Genomic DNA, 15,997 nt, shown 5'->3' with positions numbered 1-15,997 from the left:
GTATCGCTGACGAGGGGGGCATGCACTGGTCGGCGCGAAGGTGAGCGACTGCATCGGCACGATCCAGCAAGAACTCTCGATGATGGTGGACGATCGGTCACCACCACGCTCCGACGCGGTGCCGCAAGCCGATCTTGCCGCCGCGAAATCGCGACGCGCGGGTTAGGTCGTCACGCCGCGCCGCCCGCAACGGTTACGGGCTGGCGTTTCCGATTTGAGCGAGCATGCCCGCCGAGCGCGTCGCGTTCGGCGGGCCGTAGCGTTTCAGTCGATGTCGCCATGGCCGTGGCCGACCGTGATCTTGGCGCCGGTGTCCGCACCACCGTTGCCGCCCTCCCACCAGTAAGGCAGCCGCTTGCGCGTGCCGGTGGCGGTCTCGTTCAGCGTGGCGGCGTCGTAAAGCCGCCCGCCGAGCATGACCTGGGCGATCTTGTCGCTGTTGCGGATGTCGACCGTCGGGTCGGCGGTGAGCACGACCAGATCGGCGAGCTTGCCGGGCTCGAGCGATCCGACGTCGCGTGCGTAGCCGAGCGACGTCGCGGACGCGATGGTGCCCGCGCGCAACGCCTCGATCGGCGTGAAGCCGCCGCGGACGAAGCTCCACAGCTCCCAGTGCGCGCCGAGCCCGGGTTGCTGCCCATGCGCGCCGATCGCCACGGGAACACCCTTTGCCGCAAGCTTGCCCGCCTCGCGCGCGGTCGCGCCGTCGACATAATCCTCCTCGGGTGCGATCTCGCGGCGGGCGTTCTGCGCCGCGAGCAGCGCGGGCGGCGCATGCCGCGAGAGCAGCGGATGCCGCCAGACGTCGCTGTGCGCGCGCCAGTACGGATCGCCCGCGGGGCCACCATAGGCCACCACCAGCGTCGGTGTGTAGCCGACCGTCGTCTGCGACCAGAGGTTCACGACGTCGGCATAGAAATGCTCGAGCGGCACGTTGTGCTCGACGGTCGCGTTACCGTCCTGGACGAGGCTCATGTCAAGCGTGAACAGCGACCCGCCCTCCGGCACGACCTCCATGTTTTCCGCCTGTGCGGCGGCAACGACCATCTGGCGCTGTTCACGGCGGGGCTGGTTATAGTTCTTCACGCTGTGCGCGCCCTGCGCCTTGAGTCGGCGGATCACCGCCAGCGCGTCCTCATAGGTGTCGATCTGCGCGTAGACGTCGGGCGCCTTCGCGCCATAGACGATCTCCCCGGTCGAGAACGTCCGGGGCGCGAGGAGCATGCCCGTCTGCTGCATCTCGGCGGCGGGGAAGATTTCCGCCGAACGCGACGACGGATCGTGGACCGTCGTAGTCCCCATGGCGAGGTTCGCCATCGCCGACCAGTTCTGCTGCGGCACGATCTCGTCGTCACCCTGGGGGCCGTGCGCATGCGCATCGACAAGACCCGGGATGATGATCTTGCCCGTCGCGTCGATCGTCCTGGTGCCCGCCGGGATCGCGATCGATGCACGCGGCCCGACCGCGACGATGCGGTCGCCGCGGATGAGGATCGTCGCGTCGTCGATGATCCCGCCATCGCCGCGCGCCATCGTCACGACGCGCGCGCCGGTCAGCGCGGTCGTCCCGGTCGCCTTGTCGGCGGCGACCTCCATCGACAGCGAAACGCCGGTCCGCGGCGCGACGAACTTGGGCGCCTCCTCGCCGCTCGGCACCGGCTGCGTACGGAACAGGCTTTCGGTGGTGGCGGTGTAGAGCGTCGGGCCCGCGCTCCAGTGGATCTGCGCGCCGTCGTTCGACCAGTTGATGAAGTCGGCGCCATCGCCGCTGACGCGCGTGACGGGCAGGGGGCCGCCCTTGGCATCGACTTCGACCGCCTGCCGGCCGGGGATCAACGGCATGACGAACGCCTCGTAATTCTGGCGGAACGCGACGTAATCGCCTGCCGGCGAGATCTGGTAGTCGTTGACGAGTTCGCCCGACGCGTGGACGCGCCGGTCCTGGCCGCTGAGGTCGGTACTGACCAGCTGACGCTTGTCCTTCTCGGTCGCGATCAGGAAGACGCGGTCGTCGCTCCGGCCGAATTGCGGCGCGGCGACGTCCTTGGCGATCCGGACCGGCGCACCGCCGCTCGCAGCGACGCGGTAGGCGCCGCTGCCCGGGTTGCCGCGCGCCGCGGTCAGGCCGCCGCCCTCGCCCTGCTCGAACACGATCGTCCGCGCGTCGGGCGAGAATCGCGGCCGGCGATAGTGCCCGGCGAGCGTGGTGACGGTACGCGGCGACCCGCCGCGCGCCGCGATCGTCCGGATCTGGCCCAGCCCCGCATCGGTCCAGCCGACGAAGACGATCTGGCGGCCGTCGCGGGACCAGCTCGGGAACAGCTCGAGCTCGTCGGAGCCCCGCGTCAGCCGGACCGCGGTGCCGCCTGCAACCGGCATGGTCCACAGCTTGCCGAGCGTCTCGAAGACGACGGTCCGGCCATCGGGCGAAACCGTCGCCCAGCGCGGCATGCGTGTCGTGACGCGATCGGGCGCGACCGCGATCTGCGGGTGGACCGCGTCGACGATCACGCGGGTGTCGTCGATACGGAACGGGATGACGCTGCCGCCCGAGCCGTCGGGCGCGACGCGGCGCAGCTTGCCGCCCGCCCAGAACACGATCGCGGTGTCGCCGGGCGTCCATGCCATGTCGGGATAGACGCCGGTGACGGCCCATGTCTCCTGAACGTCGCGATCAAGCGCACCGTAGACGACGCGCTCGATCCCGCTGGCGAGATCCTTCACCCATAATTTGGTGATGTTGTTCTCGCGCCGGACGAACGCGATCCGCTTGCCGTCGCGCGACGGGGTCGGGCGCACCGAGCCACCGACGCCCGATACCGCGGTGGTCACCTCGCCGCTGTCGATGTCGTAGCGCTCGATGTCGAACAGGTCGGTGCGCGAGTTCTGCGCATATTCGAAGATCGGCCCGGGCGAGACGTTGCGCGTATAGAAGATGCTCTTCCCGTCGGGCGCGTAGATCGGCTCGCCAAGCTCCTTCTGGAGCTGTTCGCTCGCGCGCTTGACGAGCTGGACGCCGCCGCCGCCCGATACGTGGTACAGCCAGATCTCGCCGGTGCCGAGCGAGCGGCCGGTCGTGAAATGCTTCTTGGCGGCGATGAATCGTCCGTCCGGGCTCCAGCTCGGCTGGTTGAGCAGGCGGAAATCCTCCTTGGTGACCTGTCGCTTGTCGGCACCGTCGACATTCATCACCCAGATATTGTCGCCGCCGCCACGGTCGGAGGTGAAGGCGATGCGACGTCCGTCGGGCGAGAAGCGCGGCTGGTGCTCGAAGGCGAGACCCTCGGCGATCCGCGTCGGCGTGCCGCCCGCGATCGGCATCGTGTATATGTCGCCGAGCAGGTCGAACGCGACCAGCCGCCCGTCGGGCGAGACGTCGACGTTCATCCAGCTGCCCTCGTCGACCTGCATCCTGACCTCACGGGTGCGCAGGCCGCGGGGCTTGTTGACGTCCCATGCTGGCGGCTTCTTGTCGCCTTTCGCGGTCGCCGACGACGTCGTCGCAGCGTCAGGTGCGGGTGTGGCTGCGGGCGTCGGCGTCGGCGTCGGCGCTGGGAGCGGACCGGCGGGCGACGCGAGCGGTGCCGTCGCCTTGTCCTCGGGCGCCTGTGTCCGTTCGACGGGCTTGGCGGCGGGCGGCGGTGCGCTCTGGGCGGAAATCTGTTCGGCGACGAGACAAAGTGCGAGTGCGGTCAGTGCGCGGTGCTTCACGGTACGGCGATCCCCCTGTTTGCGACGGGTCTAGCCGATTGATCGTCACGGTCACGCAGAAATGCGACCGCCCGCATGCGCGATCGCCTATACCGCGAGCCTGAGCGCGTCGCCCGGTGCACGGCGCGGCTGGTCGGTCCAGATCCCGCGCGTGTCGAGAACGGTCTTGGTCACGCGTTCCTCGAGCGGGATCGAGCGGAACACGTCGTGATCGACCAGCACGACCATGATCGGGCATGTCTCGATCGCGGTATCGACGTCGATCAGCGTCGCGCCCGTCCCGTCGAACGCGGGGGGCAGCGTCGCGGCATAGGGTTCGACGATCCGGACGCGCTCGCCGAACCGCTCGGCCACCGCCTTGGCGACCTTCATCGCGGGGCTTTCGCGGAAGTCGTCGATGTTCGCCTTGAACGCGAGCCCGAGGCAGGCGACCGCGGCGCCGGGCTGTGCGTCGATCATCGCCGCGACCTGCGCGATGACATGCTCGGTCTTGCCGTCGTTGACCTCGCGCGCGGTGCGGATCAGCGGCGTCTGGTCGGGGGCTGCATGAACGAGGAACCATGGATCGACCGCGATGCAGTGGCCGCCGACACCCGGGCCCGGCTGGAGGATGTTGACGCGCGGGTGCCGGTTGGCGAGGCGGATGACCTCCCAGACATCGACCCCCATCGTATCGGCGATCAGCGACAATTCGTTGGCGAACGCGATGTTGACGTCGCGAAAGGCATTCTCGGTCAGCTTCGTCATCTCGGCGGCGCGCGCGGTGGTCGTGACGCAGGCACCGCGGACGAAGCGGCGGTAGAAGGTGAGCGCCTTGCGCGCGCACCGCGGCGTGATGCCGCCGATGACGCGGTCGTTGTCGATCAGCTCGACGAGGATCCGCCCCGGCAGCACGCGTTCGGGGCAATAGGCGATCGCGATGTCGGCCTGTTCGCCCGTCCGCCCGGGCACGCGCAGATCGGGGCGCAGCGTGGCGATCAGGTCGCGGACCTTCTCGGTGGTGCCGACGGGCGAGGTCGATTCGAGGATGATCGTGTCGCCGGTCTTCAGCACGGGGGCGATCGTCGTCGCGGCATTGAGGACATAGGTTATATCGGGCGCATGCGAGTCGTCGAACGGCGTCGGTACCGCGATCACGAAGACGTCGGCGGGCTCGACCGTCATCGACGCGCGCAGCGTCCCCCGCGCGACGACGCCCGACACCAGTCCGTCGAGATCGACCTCCTCGATATGGATCCGCCCCGAGTTGATCGTGTCGACCACGCGCTGCGTGACGTCGACGCCCAGCACGCGCGCGCCGGTCCGCGCGATCACCGCGGCGGTCGGCAGGCCGATATAGCCGAGCCCCATCACGACGACGGTCATTTCAGTATCCGAGAGCATGGACGATGATCCTAACGAGTGCCGGCTGGCGCGAGGGTCGGTGCGAACCTCTGCGCGATGATCGCCGCGATCCTTGGCGCCGACCGGCCGTCGCCGAACGGGTTGTGCGCGCGCGCCATCGCCGCATAGGCCGCCTTGTCGTCGAGCAGCGTGAAGATTTCGGAAACGATCCGGTCCTCGGCCGTGCCGATCAGCTTGGCGGTGCCGGCTGCGACGCCCTCGGGGCGCTCGGTCGTCTCGCGCATGACGAGCACGGGCTTGCCGAGCGCGGGTGCCTCCTCCTGAACGCCCCCCGAATCGGTCAGGACGATGTCCGCGACACCCAGCGCGCGCACGAAGGTCGGATAGTCGAGCGGTTCGATCCGCGCGATATTGGACCGGTCGCCGAGGATCGCGTCCATCACCGAGACGACGTTGGGATTGGGGTGGACGGGGAAGATCACGGCGACGTCGTCGCGCGCGGCGATCCGCGCGATCGCGCGCGCGATCGACGCCATGCCGTCGCCAAAATTCTCGCGCCGGTGCGTCGTCACCAGGATGACGCGCTTGCCCGCAAACCGCTGTACGACCGCGTCGAGGCCGGCACCGAGCCCCGGATCCGCCGCGACCCGGTCTCGCGTCCAGTGCAACGCGTCGATCACCGTATTGCCCGTGACGTGGACGGTCTCCGCAGCGACGTTCTCGCGCAGCAGCGCATCGGCGGCGGTCTGCGTCGGTGCGAAGTGGAGCATCGCGATCGGTGCGACGATCCGGCGGTTCACCTCTTCGGGCCAGGGGTGGTGGATGTCGCCCGAGCGCAGCCCCGCCTCGACATGCGCGACCGGGACCTTGCGGTAATAGGCAGCCAGTGCCCCCGTCATTGCGGTCGCGGTGTCGCCCTGCACGACGACGAGGTCGGGCCGTTCGGAATCCATCACCTCGCCAAGCCCGACCAGCAGCCGCGCGGTCAGCCGGTCGAGCGTCTGGCCGGGTTCCATCAGGTCGAGATCGATGTCGGGCACCAGTCCGGCGATCGCCAGGACCTGGTCGAGCAGACCCCGGTGCTGCGCCGTCACGCAGGTCCGGACCGACAGCCCGGGCCGTGCCGCGAGGGCCGCGATGACGGGGAAGAGTTTGATCGCTTCCGGGCGCGTGCCGAAGATGACGAGTATTTTTGACATGGAACTCGCCTACACCGAACGTCTTTAATGACGCGCTAACTGCCGCGATCGATTTGCCGAGCCGTTTCGGCGTCGATATGCGGATAGATGATACCAGACTGCTCGAGACGATGCGCGACGTTTCACCGCGACGTGCGCCGGAACGGGAAGACCAAAGGGAGCACCGAATGACGATCAAACCGCTACGCAAGGCCGTATTTCCCGTCGCCGGACTAGGAACGCGTTTCCTGCCTGCGACCAAGTCGATGCCGAAGGAGATGCTGACCGTCGTCGACAAGCCGCTGATCCAATATGCGGTCGAAGAGGCGCTCGAGGCGGGGATCGAGCAGATCATCTTCGTCACCGGACGCGGCAAGGGTGCGCTTGAGGACCATTTCGACATTTCGTTCGAGCTCGAGGCGACGATGCGCGCGCGCGGCAAGTCGCTGTCGATCCTCGACGGTATCCGGCAGAAGCCCGGTTCGCCCGTCTACGTCCGGCAGCAGGAGCCGCTCGGCCTCGGTCATGCCGTGTGGTGCGCACGCGAGATCGTCGGTGACGAGCCGTTCGCGGTGCTGCTCCCCGACGAGCTGATGGTCGGCAAGCCGGGCTTCATGAAGCAGATGGTCGAGGCGTATAACCAGGTCGGCGGCAACGTGATCGGTGCGCTCGAAGTCGCGGATCTCGGAAACCGACAAATACGGCATCATCTCGCCGGGTGCGATCGACGGTCGCCTCACCGAGGTCACCGCGCTGGTCGAGAAGCCCGCCAAGGGCACGTCGCCGTCCAATCTCATGATCCCCGGCCGCTACATCCTCCAGCCCGAGGTGATGCGGATCCTTGAGGGTCAGGAAAAGGGCGCCGGCGGCGAGATCCAGCTGACCGACGCGATGGCGCAACTGATTGGCAACCAGCCGTTCCACGGCTTCACCTTCGACGGGCAGCGTTACGACTGCGGCGACAAGGCGGGGTATATCCAGGCCAATCTGGCGCTCGCGCTGGCGCGCGACGACATCGGGCCTGCCGTCCGCGCGTTCGCCAAGACGCTGCTGGGCTGAGCGCAGGGGAGGGGGCTCAGCGGGCCCCCTCCCGATCCTCATCCTTCGGAGCAGTCATCGCGGCCGTTCCGCAGCCGAGACAGCCGGGATCCTTCGGCAGGCGGATCGTGCGGAAGCGCAGCGCCATCAGATCGACAAGCAGCAACTTGCCCGCAATGTCCTCCCCGAACGGGGCGATCGCGCGAAGTACCTCGAGCGCGGCGAGGCTGCCGACGACGCCCGTGACGGGGCCGAGGATACCGTCCTCCGCACAGCTCGTCTCGGCGCGCTCGGGATCCTGCCCGACGAAACACCGATAGCAGGGGCGATCGCTTTCCCAGCCGCGGTACACGCCGAGCTGACCTTCGAATTGCCCGACCGCCGCGGACACCAGCGGGATCCGCGCGGCGAAGGCGGCGTCGGCGACGACAAACCGGGTCGCGAAATTGTCGCAGCCATCGAGCACGACATCGACCCCCGCGAGCAGATCCCCGGCATTGTCCGGGTCGATCCGCAGCTGATGCGTATCGACCGTCACGTGCGGGTTGATGCGGCGGGCGGCGATCGCCGCGGCCTCGACCTTCGCGATGCCCTGATCCTCCGTGCGGAAGATCGTCTGGCGTTGCAGGTTCGACGGCTCGACGCGATCATCGTCGATCAGCACGAGCCGCCCAACGCCCGCAGCGGCGAGATACTGGATCGCCGGCGAGCCGATCCCGCCCGCGCCGATCACGGCGACGGTCGCCGCCTTCAACCGCATCTGGCCCGCGCCGCCGAACTCCTTGAGCACGATGTGCCGGGCGTAGCGCGTCAGTTCGTCATCGCCGAGTGTCACGCCTTCCACCCGAACGTCATCGTCGTGCGATACCAGATGTCGCCCGCCGCACCGCGGAGGTCGATGTTGTCGCGCGCGGCGCCAAGCAGCAGCCCCGCCGCATATTGCTCGACCGTCGGACAGTCGATCGCGCGCGGCGTCACGCGGCGTATCCGGCCGTCGGCGGTGGCGAACAGCGCGAGGTCGATCGTCAGCTGCCAACCGTCGCGCGTGCGTGCTGCGCCCGAACATTGTCCCGAACCGACCTGGCCCGCGACGAACGCCGTCGATTCGGTCGTTGGCGTGACGGGGCGGCGAAACCGCAGCACGGGCAGCGCCGACCAGTCCTGTGGCGGGAGCGGGGCTGCGGCAGGACCGGCGGGGATGGCTGGGGCGGGGGCCGGCAGCGGAGCCTGGTGCGGCGACGCACCCTCCTGCGCCGGGATCGCCGCCACGGGATCCCGCGGGACCGCGACCTGCGCCATTGCCGCGGACAGCGCCAGGACGGTCATGGAAAGCCCCATCATCGCCTGGTCGCCCCGCAACCCCCGGGCCCGCGCATCGCAAGGCCCGTGGCGCCTGGGGTCACCCGAGGCGGCGGGCATGCCGCGCTGGATAAACGATACATTCGCATTCCTTTCATCGGTCGCAGCCTGTGCGATCGTCCGTCTGCGGTTTAGTCGCTGCCCGAGGCCGCGGATTGCGTGGCGGTCACGCCCGTCGAACCAAAGCCGCCGAGGCCACGCGCCGACGACGCACTGAAGCGATCGACGATCGAGAAGGTCGGGCGGACGATCGGCAGGAAGACGAGTTGCGCGATGCGATCGCCGGGAGAAATGACGATCGGCTCGCTGCCGGGAGGTGTCCGGAGCCATGCGCTGATGAAGATCTGATCGGCGTAATCGGCATCGATCGTGCCGACCGCCTGGCCGAGCACGAGACCTTTCTTGTGGCCAAGTCCCGACCGGGCAAGCAGGAAGGCGACCATGTCGGGCGAATTCATGAGGATGGCGATCCCCGACGGGATCAGCACCGCGGGCGCCTGCGGGTGCAACGTCATCGGCTCGGCGATGCAGGCGTGCAGATCCATCCCGGCGGACAGGTCCGTCTGATATTTGGGAAGCCCCCAGTCGTAGAGGCGGTCGTCAAGGACCCGCAATTCGAGATGGGGGTTCTTTTCGAAGGTCATGGCGTCTTCAACATCCTTTTGTGGCGCGGCGGCGCAGCGTCCCGCTATGCGGGCATGGCCATCGGCTGGCTGAGCCGGCGCCGTGTTCTTGCTAGAGTAGGGGCATAAGGCCGTCGTTCCAAGCGTGACGGCCGGGTATGGGGCTTCGCCGCCCCGTCGCGTCGTTGCTCAGACCCGCGCCGCGATCCCGAAGCGGACGAGCTGGGAGAGGCCGGTCGCACCCGTCTTCTTCATCAACTGCTCGCGATACGTCTCGACGGTGCGCGGGCTGATCTCGAGCCTCGCGGCGGTCTGTTTGGCGGTCATGCCCTCAACAATATGCCGCAGGACCTGGCGTTCGCGCCGCGATAACGACGCGAGGCATTTCTCGATGTCGGTCGAGGAGGATATGCGCTGGCGGACCAGCTTCAACGCGTTCAGAAGCTCGTGCGGTTCGAACGGCTTTTCGAGGAAATCGGCGGCGCCCGCCTTGATCGCCGCCACCGCGAGCGGGATGTCGCCGTTCCCCGTGATGAGGATGACGGGATCGGACCGGCCGAGCGACGGCAGCGCCAGCAGAAGCTCGAACCCGCTCATGCCGCCGAGCGAAATGTCGCCGAGGATGATGCCCTTCGGCAAGCCGTGGAGCGCGCCGAGGAACGCCTCGGCGCTCGCGAACGACCGGCTCTCGAGACCTTCGACCGCGAACAGCATTTCGAGCGACCGCCGCATCTCGGGCTCGTCGTCGATGACGTAGATGATCCCGTCATGCGGCACCCGCCAACTCCTCGCGGCAGGACCGTCGTGGCAGCGTGAACGAGAAGCTGGCGCCGCCCCGTGGGTTCGAGGCGCCCGTGATATGCCCGTCATGCGCCTCCACGATCGTCCTGGATATCGCGAGGCCGACACCGAGGCCGTTGCGCTTGGTCGTCTGGAAGGGCGTGAAGAGGGCGCTCTCGATCTCCGCCGCCAGGCCCGGGCCGGTATCGGACACGGTGATCGTGCAGCGTTCCTCCGGGCCGGGAAATGCGCGTAGCGTGATCGTGCGTGTCGCGCTGTCCGCAACCGCATCGGCGGCATTCGCGATGAGATTGAGCAGGACCTGCTGGATCTGCGTGGCGTCGATGAACACCTCGCCGATGTCGTCGTCGATCGTCACCGTCAGTTCGGCGCCCGCCTGGCGCACCGCAAAGGCGCCGAGCTTTGCCCCCTCCGTGATGATCTGCCGCGCATCGACCCATTCCGCCTGCAACGGGCCGCGCTGGACGAACCGGCGCAGGCCCTTCAGCACGTCGGCGGCACGGAATATCTGTTGCAGCGCGGAGTCGAGCGCGTCGCCGACCTCTGCGGTCATCGGGCCACGCGACGCCGCGACCTGCGCGATCTTGGCGTAGTTGGCAGCCGCGGCGAGCGGCTGGTTCACTTCATGCGCGATCGCCGAGCCGAGCTGGCCAAGAGCGGTCGCGCGCGCGAGCTGGTGGAGCTCGGCCTGCAGCAGCGCGAGCGCTTCGGCGGCGGCGATCCGGTCGGTCTCGTCGCGGATGTAGATCGTGCGCAGGTCGTCCGTCGCGGACGGCAAAGCGACGCTCGAGACCGACAGCGTCAACCGCTTTCCGTCGGCCCGTTGCACGCAGCAGGGATCGACGTCGGCATCGGACCAGCCCGGCAGCAGCGTCGCCAGCGTCAGGCGTTCGACCTCCTCGTCCCCGATCCCGAATATGTCGCGCGCACTCGTGTTGATCGCGAGGATGTTGTCGGCGGCATCGGCGATCAGCATCGCCGCGGGCGTGGTCCCGAAGATCGACTGGAGATAGTCTTCGCGCCGGCGCGACCGGCTGGCCTCGACGTCGGCGCGCTTGCGCAACGCGGTCGTGTGTCCGCCGAACAGCGCCAGGATAAGCGAAAAGACGATGACGACCACGATATTGACCGGTGTCACGAACGGATGGTCGGGGTTGAGCATGACCGCCGCGGGGATCGCGGTGACGACGACTGCGACCGCGGTCAGCGCCCCGCCCCACGCCGCCGCCAGCGCGACCGCGACCAGCGCAAAGGCAAAGGGCAGGTCGACGCCGATCAGGTGCCGGCTGATCGTCGTCAGAAACAGCGCGGCACCGCCGAGCGCGACGCCATGGGCGAGCCTGCGAGGCCATTCCGTCGACGGCGCTTGCTGGTCGACCTTCGCCCATAGTCGCTGCACGGCAGTCGTCTCCCCCAATTTCATCTGCACCGGTCGAGATGCCGGCTGTGCGCGTACAGAAGGAATTACTTAAGCTTAGCTGAACGGTCAGCCGCGTATATCCGTAAAGATACGGAGGCTGGCACAGCCGCCAGCCGATCGAATATCGTGCCGGACGACACCGCATGCGCGTCGCTGACGAGGCAGATCGCGGCGGGGCCGGCCGGTTTGCGCCGTTGCGCCGCAACAGCGGGGCACGTCCGACCATTTCAGGCTGTAACACTTTGGGACAGCGTGGGTAATCCTACGGAGTTGCCCGCTTCACCGCGGTGCCGCACCGTCTGACCCGACGATAGTTGGAGTTATCATCCCGATAATTTGATGAACATCTAGTCGCATGGGGGCACCATGAGAAACGATGCTGTTATTGAGCATGTAGTCAATACTTCGTGCACGGTTGTGGCAAGTGGATCAGAGATATTCCGGTTCGGAATATCCAACTTGCTGCGACGTGAACTTTGTATAGCGACCGTTCTGGAAGCATCCAGCTGGTGTGTTGCACAGTCTTATCTGGTGCATCGACAGACGGCCAACCTCATCATCATCCACACCGACGTCATCAACGGACAGTGTCACACCACGGTGCGAAACCTGCGGCTTGCCTATCCCCGCCTGCGGATCGTGTTCGTCGGACAAGGGCAGGAGCGGATGAAGATCCTCGCGCTGATCAGTGCCGGCGCGCATGCCTATGTCCTCGAATCGATGCCCATGGACGTGATCGCGAAGGCGGTGCGGATGGTCGCCGCGGGTCATGTCTACCTGCCGGACAGCGTCGCCGACCTGGCGATCCCCGAGCACGCCGACGACCGGCGCGCTGGCGCACTCACGCGGCGGCAGGAGCAGGTGCTGCACCTGCTCGCCGAGGGGGCGTCGAACAAGGACATCGCGCACCGGCTCAACCTCGCGGAGGGGACGATCAAGGTGCATCTGAGCGGCCTGTTCAAGGCGCTGGGCGTGCATAGCCGGGCAGGCGCGGTCGCGTCGGTCCATGCGCGTGCCTACTGACAAACGCACAAGGCAGGGTGTCCGGCTAGACCGTTCGCCCATGCCCGGCCGGTACGGTCTATCCACCAGACTAGGTCGACTGGCCTAATTGATCGCGCGACCAGGCACGGCGCATCAGTACGTCACCACGACAGATCATGGTTTGGCGAACGTTACGTCTCAAGGGCGAAGGGCAACCGATGGAGCGTCGAGATTTCCTCAAGGTCGGGGCTGGGGCGACCACCGTCGCGCTGGCGGCGACGGCGCAGCAGCTGATTACCCCGTCGACCGAGCCGCTCGCGGTCGCACCGCGGCCCGCGGCGCCGACGGCGACGTCGTCCTCGACCGGCATGGCGGGGCTGCTCCAGCTCGTGATCGAACCCGTCGAGAAGGAGATGATCGACGGCAAGATCGTCTACATGGTGTTCTATTTCCTGACGACGGGACAGCCGCAGCCGGTGCTGCGGTACCGCGAGGGCGAGACGGTCTCGCTGAGCGTCACCAACAACGACATCGTCGCGCACGGCTTTGCGATCACCGGGATCCCGCAGGCGACGGTCGCGGCGATCCCGCCCGGTGAGACGCGGCTGGTGCCGATGTTCGTCGCGCCCGTCGGCGGTTCGTATCTGTATCACGATCCGCTCGAGGCACCGCTCAACCGCATCCTCGGGTTGCACGGCGCCTTCGTCGTCGACCCTGCGCTCGGCACGACGGCGATGGGGTCGCCGACGCCGTTCAGTCGCGCGATGCACACGCCGCAGATTGCCGCGGTCTTCGATGCGTTCGGCCGGCATCCGCGCTTTCCCGGCGACCGCTGGAACCCGCAGGATGCGGCACGCGACAAGGTCTGGGTGTTTTCGCAGACCGACTCGACGATCAACGCGCGCGCGGCATCGGGAAACCGCATTTCGGGCCAGGCGCTGGTCGACGCATTCCTGCCCGACTATTTCCATATCAACGGACTTAGCGGCTTCGATACGGCGACCCATTCCACCACCACGAGCGCGGACCTCGCGGGTGCGCAGGCGATCGAGCCGGTCGGGCGACAGGGGCAGCCGACGCTGTTGCGCGTGATGAACGCCGGGCTCTGCACGCATTCAGCGCATATCCACGGCAACCACCTGTTCGAATGCACCGAGCCCGACGCGAGCGGCGTGCCCTATTGCGAGACCAATGTTTACGAGCGCGACGTGTGGATCATGCGGCCGATGGATCGCAAGGACATGATCCTGCCGTTCGAACGCCCGCCCGACATCGCCGTCTGGCCGCCGAAGCAGGAGCCGTTCCCGCTGCGCTACGTGATGCACTGCCACACCGAGATGTCGCAGACCGCGGGCGGCGGGAACTATCCGCAGGGGCTCGTCACGCACTGGACGATGACCGGCCCGATCTACACTTTCTGACAGCGGGAACAGACCATGGGCGCGGATACCGTCAGTGCATCGGGGATCGACTGGACCAAGACCGGGGTCAAGGGGATCAGCAATTACCAGACGTTCGGCTGCAACGTCTTTCAGGAAAGTCCCCCGACGCCCGACAAGCTGTCACCCGACATCAGTTTCGTGCGGCAGGTCTCGACCAGCGGGCAGCTGATGGCGCCGGATGGTGCCAAGCTGCGCTACTGGTCGTTCGAGGACCCGGCGAGCGGCGTGAAGGCGCCGTATCCCTCTCCACTGCTGCGCGTGCGCGAGGGGCAGGTCGTCCACGTCAAACTGCTGACGGCGAAGAATGCGCATACCATCCATCACCACGGCATCGAGCCATCGACGATGAACGATGGCGTCGGTCACGTGTCGTTCGAGGTGAAGGACCAATATACCTATCAATGGAAGCCGGCGAACGCGGGCACGTTCTTCTATCATTGCCATCGCAATACGCCGCTGCATTTCGAGATGGGGCTTTTCGGCGGTCTGATCGTCGACCCGCCGGAGGGGCCTGGATATCTCTATTCCTCGAGCATGCCGAATGCCCCGAACCAGCGCTACCAGGTCGAGCGGCTCTGGGTGTGCGACGACATGGACATCCGCTGGCACAATGTGATGGGCCAGAAACACGATGCCGGCATGTGCGGCGAAAATGTCGGGATGAACCGCTTCGAGCCGCAATATTTCCTGATCAACGGCGTGTTCAACACCAAGACGATGAACGACCAGAAAGTCGCGGCGACCGCGCGGGTCGGCGACACCGTCCTGATCCGCCTGCTGAATGCGAGCTACTGCATCCTGCGCGTCACCTTCCAGGTGGCGGTGACCTGTGTATCCTGCGACGGGCACCGGCTCGGCAAGGAAAGCTGGAATGCGCCGATCGTGTTTCCCGCCGGCACGCCGATCGAACTGACGACCGCCGGGCGGCTGGACCTTCTGTTCACGGCGACGCAGCGAGGCAGCATCGGCGCGACGATCGAGTATCTGCACTGGATCACCCGCCGCGTGCACGACAATGGCCGCGGCGTGGCCAAGACACAGATCGTCGTGTCATGACCGGCCCGTCCAACACGCGCGCGGCAACCGGTGCGACGGTGCCCGTTCCTTCCGCAAACAGGCATGCAGGCGGCATGCCGGGTGGCCATGATCACGGCGCCGTCGCGCCGGGCATCGCCCAACTGGGCGGCGCGTTCGCCTTCTCCGACACCGTCGGTCGCACGATAGCGCAGGCGGATTTCCGGGGGCGCTGGACGCTATTGTTCTTCGGCTATAGCCGGTGCCGCGCGAGCTGCCCCATCGCCATCCCCAAGATGGTGCGGACGGCGGACCTGCTGCGTCGGTCGGGTGTCGCTGCGCGTGCGATGTTCGTCGATATCGACGTGCCGCCGCTCGGCGTCATGCGGTTTCGCCGACCGGGTGCGGCCGCCGCGATGGCGGGGCATTCGGGGCATGCGCATGGTCATGGCGAACTCGACCGCGTCGCGGCGATGCGCGCGCTCGCCAAGGCCTATGACGGAAAGCTGATCGTCGCCACGGGCACGCGCGCGCAGCTGTCCGCTGCGACCCGCGCCTTTGCGGTCGCGCGCGAGCATATTCCACCGCGGCCGGGCGAGCTCGGCCACAGCATCAACCATTCGTCGCTGATCTATTTCCTCGCGCCCGACACGCGTGTCGCGGGCTATGCGATGCACGACCAGTCGGTCGCGGACATCGAGCGAACATTGCGGCAACTGGCGCGCATGGCCTGACGCGCCGGCACGCCGTTTCCGCCATCGTCTCGGCCGGTCGACATCGTCACCGGATCGGGCCCCCGCCGCCGCACCTTGCCCCTCCGCGCCGGCGGCGGGGTGCGGCGGCGGCCTGCCGTCATCACGACAGCACGCATGATGCTGCAGCGGCCCCCGGGTCGGATCGCGCGCGTGAAGCTGCGCTTGGGAAAGCATCCGTCGAGCGAGCGTGACGCCGCGTTCGGCCGGCTCTGTCCGCCATGTGCCGGGTCGCCCTAATCCGTTTTGCCTAGGGCATGGCCTAGATAGCAGATGGTGCGGGTACGTCCTTCATATGACTTAGCAACCAGCCATATTGATGGGAACATGC

At 67.3% G+C, this 15,997-nt stretch carries 12 protein-coding genes and 1 pseudogene; 5 read left to right on the top strand and 8 right to left on the bottom strand.

What is annotated here, in order from left to right:
* Positions 1-264: 264 nt before the first annotated feature.
* The 3 genes from QP165_RS04135 to wecB form a co-directional block, all read right to left on the bottom strand.
* On the bottom strand, positions 265-3,711 hold the full coding sequence (locus QP165_RS04135; protein ID WP_333994000.1) for an amidohydrolase family protein: 3,447 nt from the start codon (positions 3,709-3,711) through the stop codon (positions 265-267).
* 87 nt (positions 3,712-3,798) lie between these two features.
* Positions 3,799-5,094, bottom strand: coding sequence for a UDP-N-acetyl-D-mannosamine dehydrogenase (gene wecC / locus QP165_RS04130; RefSeq protein ID WP_333993998.1), 1,296 nt, complete (start codon positions 5,092-5,094; stop codon positions 3,799-3,801).
* An 11-nt stretch (positions 5,095-5,105) separates the two neighbouring features.
* Positions 5,106-6,254, bottom strand: a complete 1,149-nt coding sequence (wecB, locus tag QP165_RS04125) for a non-hydrolyzing UDP-N-acetylglucosamine 2-epimerase (RefSeq protein ID WP_333993996.1) — start codon at positions 6,252-6,254, stop codon at positions 5,106-5,108.
* A 167-nt stretch (positions 6,255-6,421) separates the two neighbouring features.
* Here wecB and galU point away from each other — a divergent pair.
* Positions 6,422-7,292: pseudogene (gene galU / locus QP165_RS04120) on the top strand (UTP--glucose-1-phosphate uridylyltransferase GalU).
* Positions 7,293-7,308: 16 nt separating this feature from the next.
* On the opposite strand, the gene QP165_RS04115 reads toward galU, so the two are convergent.
* From QP165_RS04115 to QP165_RS04095, 5 genes are all read right to left on the bottom strand, one after another.
* Positions 7,309-8,106 carry a HesA/MoeB/ThiF family protein gene (locus QP165_RS04115; RefSeq protein ID WP_333993995.1) on the bottom strand — a complete coding sequence of 266 codons (798 nt, stop codon included), beginning with the start codon at positions 8,104-8,106 and terminating at the stop codon, positions 7,309-7,311.
* Positions 8,103-8,597 carry a hypothetical protein gene (locus QP165_RS04110; protein WP_333993994.1) on the bottom strand — a complete coding sequence of 165 codons (495 nt, stop codon included), beginning with the start codon at positions 8,595-8,597 and terminating at the stop codon, positions 8,103-8,105. Before QP165_RS04110 ends, QP165_RS04115 begins: the two co-directional genes overlap by 4 nt.
* A gap of 164 nt (positions 8,598-8,761) precedes the next feature.
* Positions 8,762-9,274: a dUTP diphosphatase gene (gene dut, locus QP165_RS04105; protein WP_333993993.1), complete on the bottom strand. Its 513-nt coding sequence runs from the start codon at positions 9,272-9,274 to the stop codon at positions 8,762-8,764.
* A 168-nt stretch (positions 9,275-9,442) separates the two neighbouring features.
* Positions 9,443-10,030 (bottom strand): response regulator transcription factor, encoded by a 588-nt coding sequence (locus QP165_RS04100; protein ID WP_333993992.1) that lies wholly within the window; start codon positions 10,028-10,030, stop codon positions 9,443-9,445.
* The gene (locus QP165_RS04095) at positions 10,020-11,453 is read right to left on the bottom strand and encodes a PAS domain-containing sensor histidine kinase (RefSeq protein ID WP_333993990.1); all 1,434 of its coding nucleotides are present in this window, start codon (positions 11,451-11,453) and stop codon (positions 10,020-10,022) included. The genes QP165_RS04100 and QP165_RS04095 overlap by 11 nt, the downstream gene beginning before the upstream one ends.
* A 552-nt stretch (positions 11,454-12,005) precedes the next feature.
* Here QP165_RS04095 and QP165_RS04090 point away from each other — a divergent pair.
* The 4 genes from QP165_RS04090 to QP165_RS04075 all read left to right on the top strand — a co-directional run bounded on the left by QP165_RS04090 (position 12,006) and on the right by QP165_RS04075 (position 15,648).
* Positions 12,006-12,497: a response regulator transcription factor gene (locus tag QP165_RS04090; RefSeq protein WP_333993988.1), complete on the top strand. Its 492-nt coding sequence runs from the start codon at positions 12,006-12,008 to the stop codon at positions 12,495-12,497.
* Between the two features lie 179 nt (positions 12,498-12,676).
* Positions 12,677-13,879: a multicopper oxidase domain-containing protein gene (locus tag QP165_RS04085; RefSeq protein ID WP_333993986.1), complete on the top strand. Its 1,203-nt coding sequence runs from the start codon at positions 12,677-12,679 to the stop codon at positions 13,877-13,879.
* 15 nt (positions 13,880-13,894) lie between these two features.
* Entirely contained in the window at positions 13,895-14,956 is a 1,062-nt protein-coding gene (locus QP165_RS04080; RefSeq protein WP_333993984.1) for a multicopper oxidase domain-containing protein, read from the top strand.
* On the top strand, positions 14,953-15,648 hold the full coding sequence (locus tag QP165_RS04075; RefSeq protein ID WP_333993982.1) for an SCO family protein: 696 nt from the start codon (positions 14,953-14,955) through the stop codon (positions 15,646-15,648). Before QP165_RS04080 ends, QP165_RS04075 begins: the two co-directional genes overlap by 4 nt.
* Positions 15,649-15,997 lie beyond the last annotated feature (349 nt).

The sequence above is a fragment of the Sphingomonas sp. 22R3R2A-7 genome (genome assembly GCF_036856055.1).
Taxonomy (GTDB): Bacteria; Pseudomonadota; Alphaproteobacteria; order Sphingomonadales; family Sphingomonadaceae; genus Sphingomonas.
This window is presented reverse-complemented; position numbering and strand designations above follow the sequence as displayed.

Coding starts and splice junctions, on each gene's coding strand:
- QP165_RS04080 (WP_333993984.1), top strand. CDS start 13,895: ATGGGCGCGGATACCGTCAGTGCATCGGGGATCGACTGGACCAAGACC.
- QP165_RS04075 (WP_333993982.1), top strand. CDS start 14,953: ATGACCGGCCCGTCCAACACGCGCGCGGCAACCGGTGCGACGGTGCCC.
- wecB (WP_333993996.1), bottom strand. CDS start 6,254: ATGTCAAAAATACTCGTCATCTTCGGCACGCGCCCGGAAGCGATCAAA.
- QP165_RS04110 (WP_333993994.1), bottom strand. CDS start 8,597: ATGACCGTCCTGGCGCTGTCCGCGGCAATGGCGCAGGTCGCGGTCCCG.
- QP165_RS04085 (WP_333993986.1), top strand. CDS start 12,677: ATGGAGCGTCGAGATTTCCTCAAGGTCGGGGCTGGGGCGACCACCGTC.
- wecC (WP_333993998.1), bottom strand. CDS start 5,094: ATGCTCTCGGATACTGAAATGACCGTCGTCGTGATGGGGCTCGGCTAT.
- dut (WP_333993993.1), bottom strand. CDS start 9,274: ATGACCTTCGAAAAGAACCCCCATCTCGAATTGCGGGTCCTTGACGAC.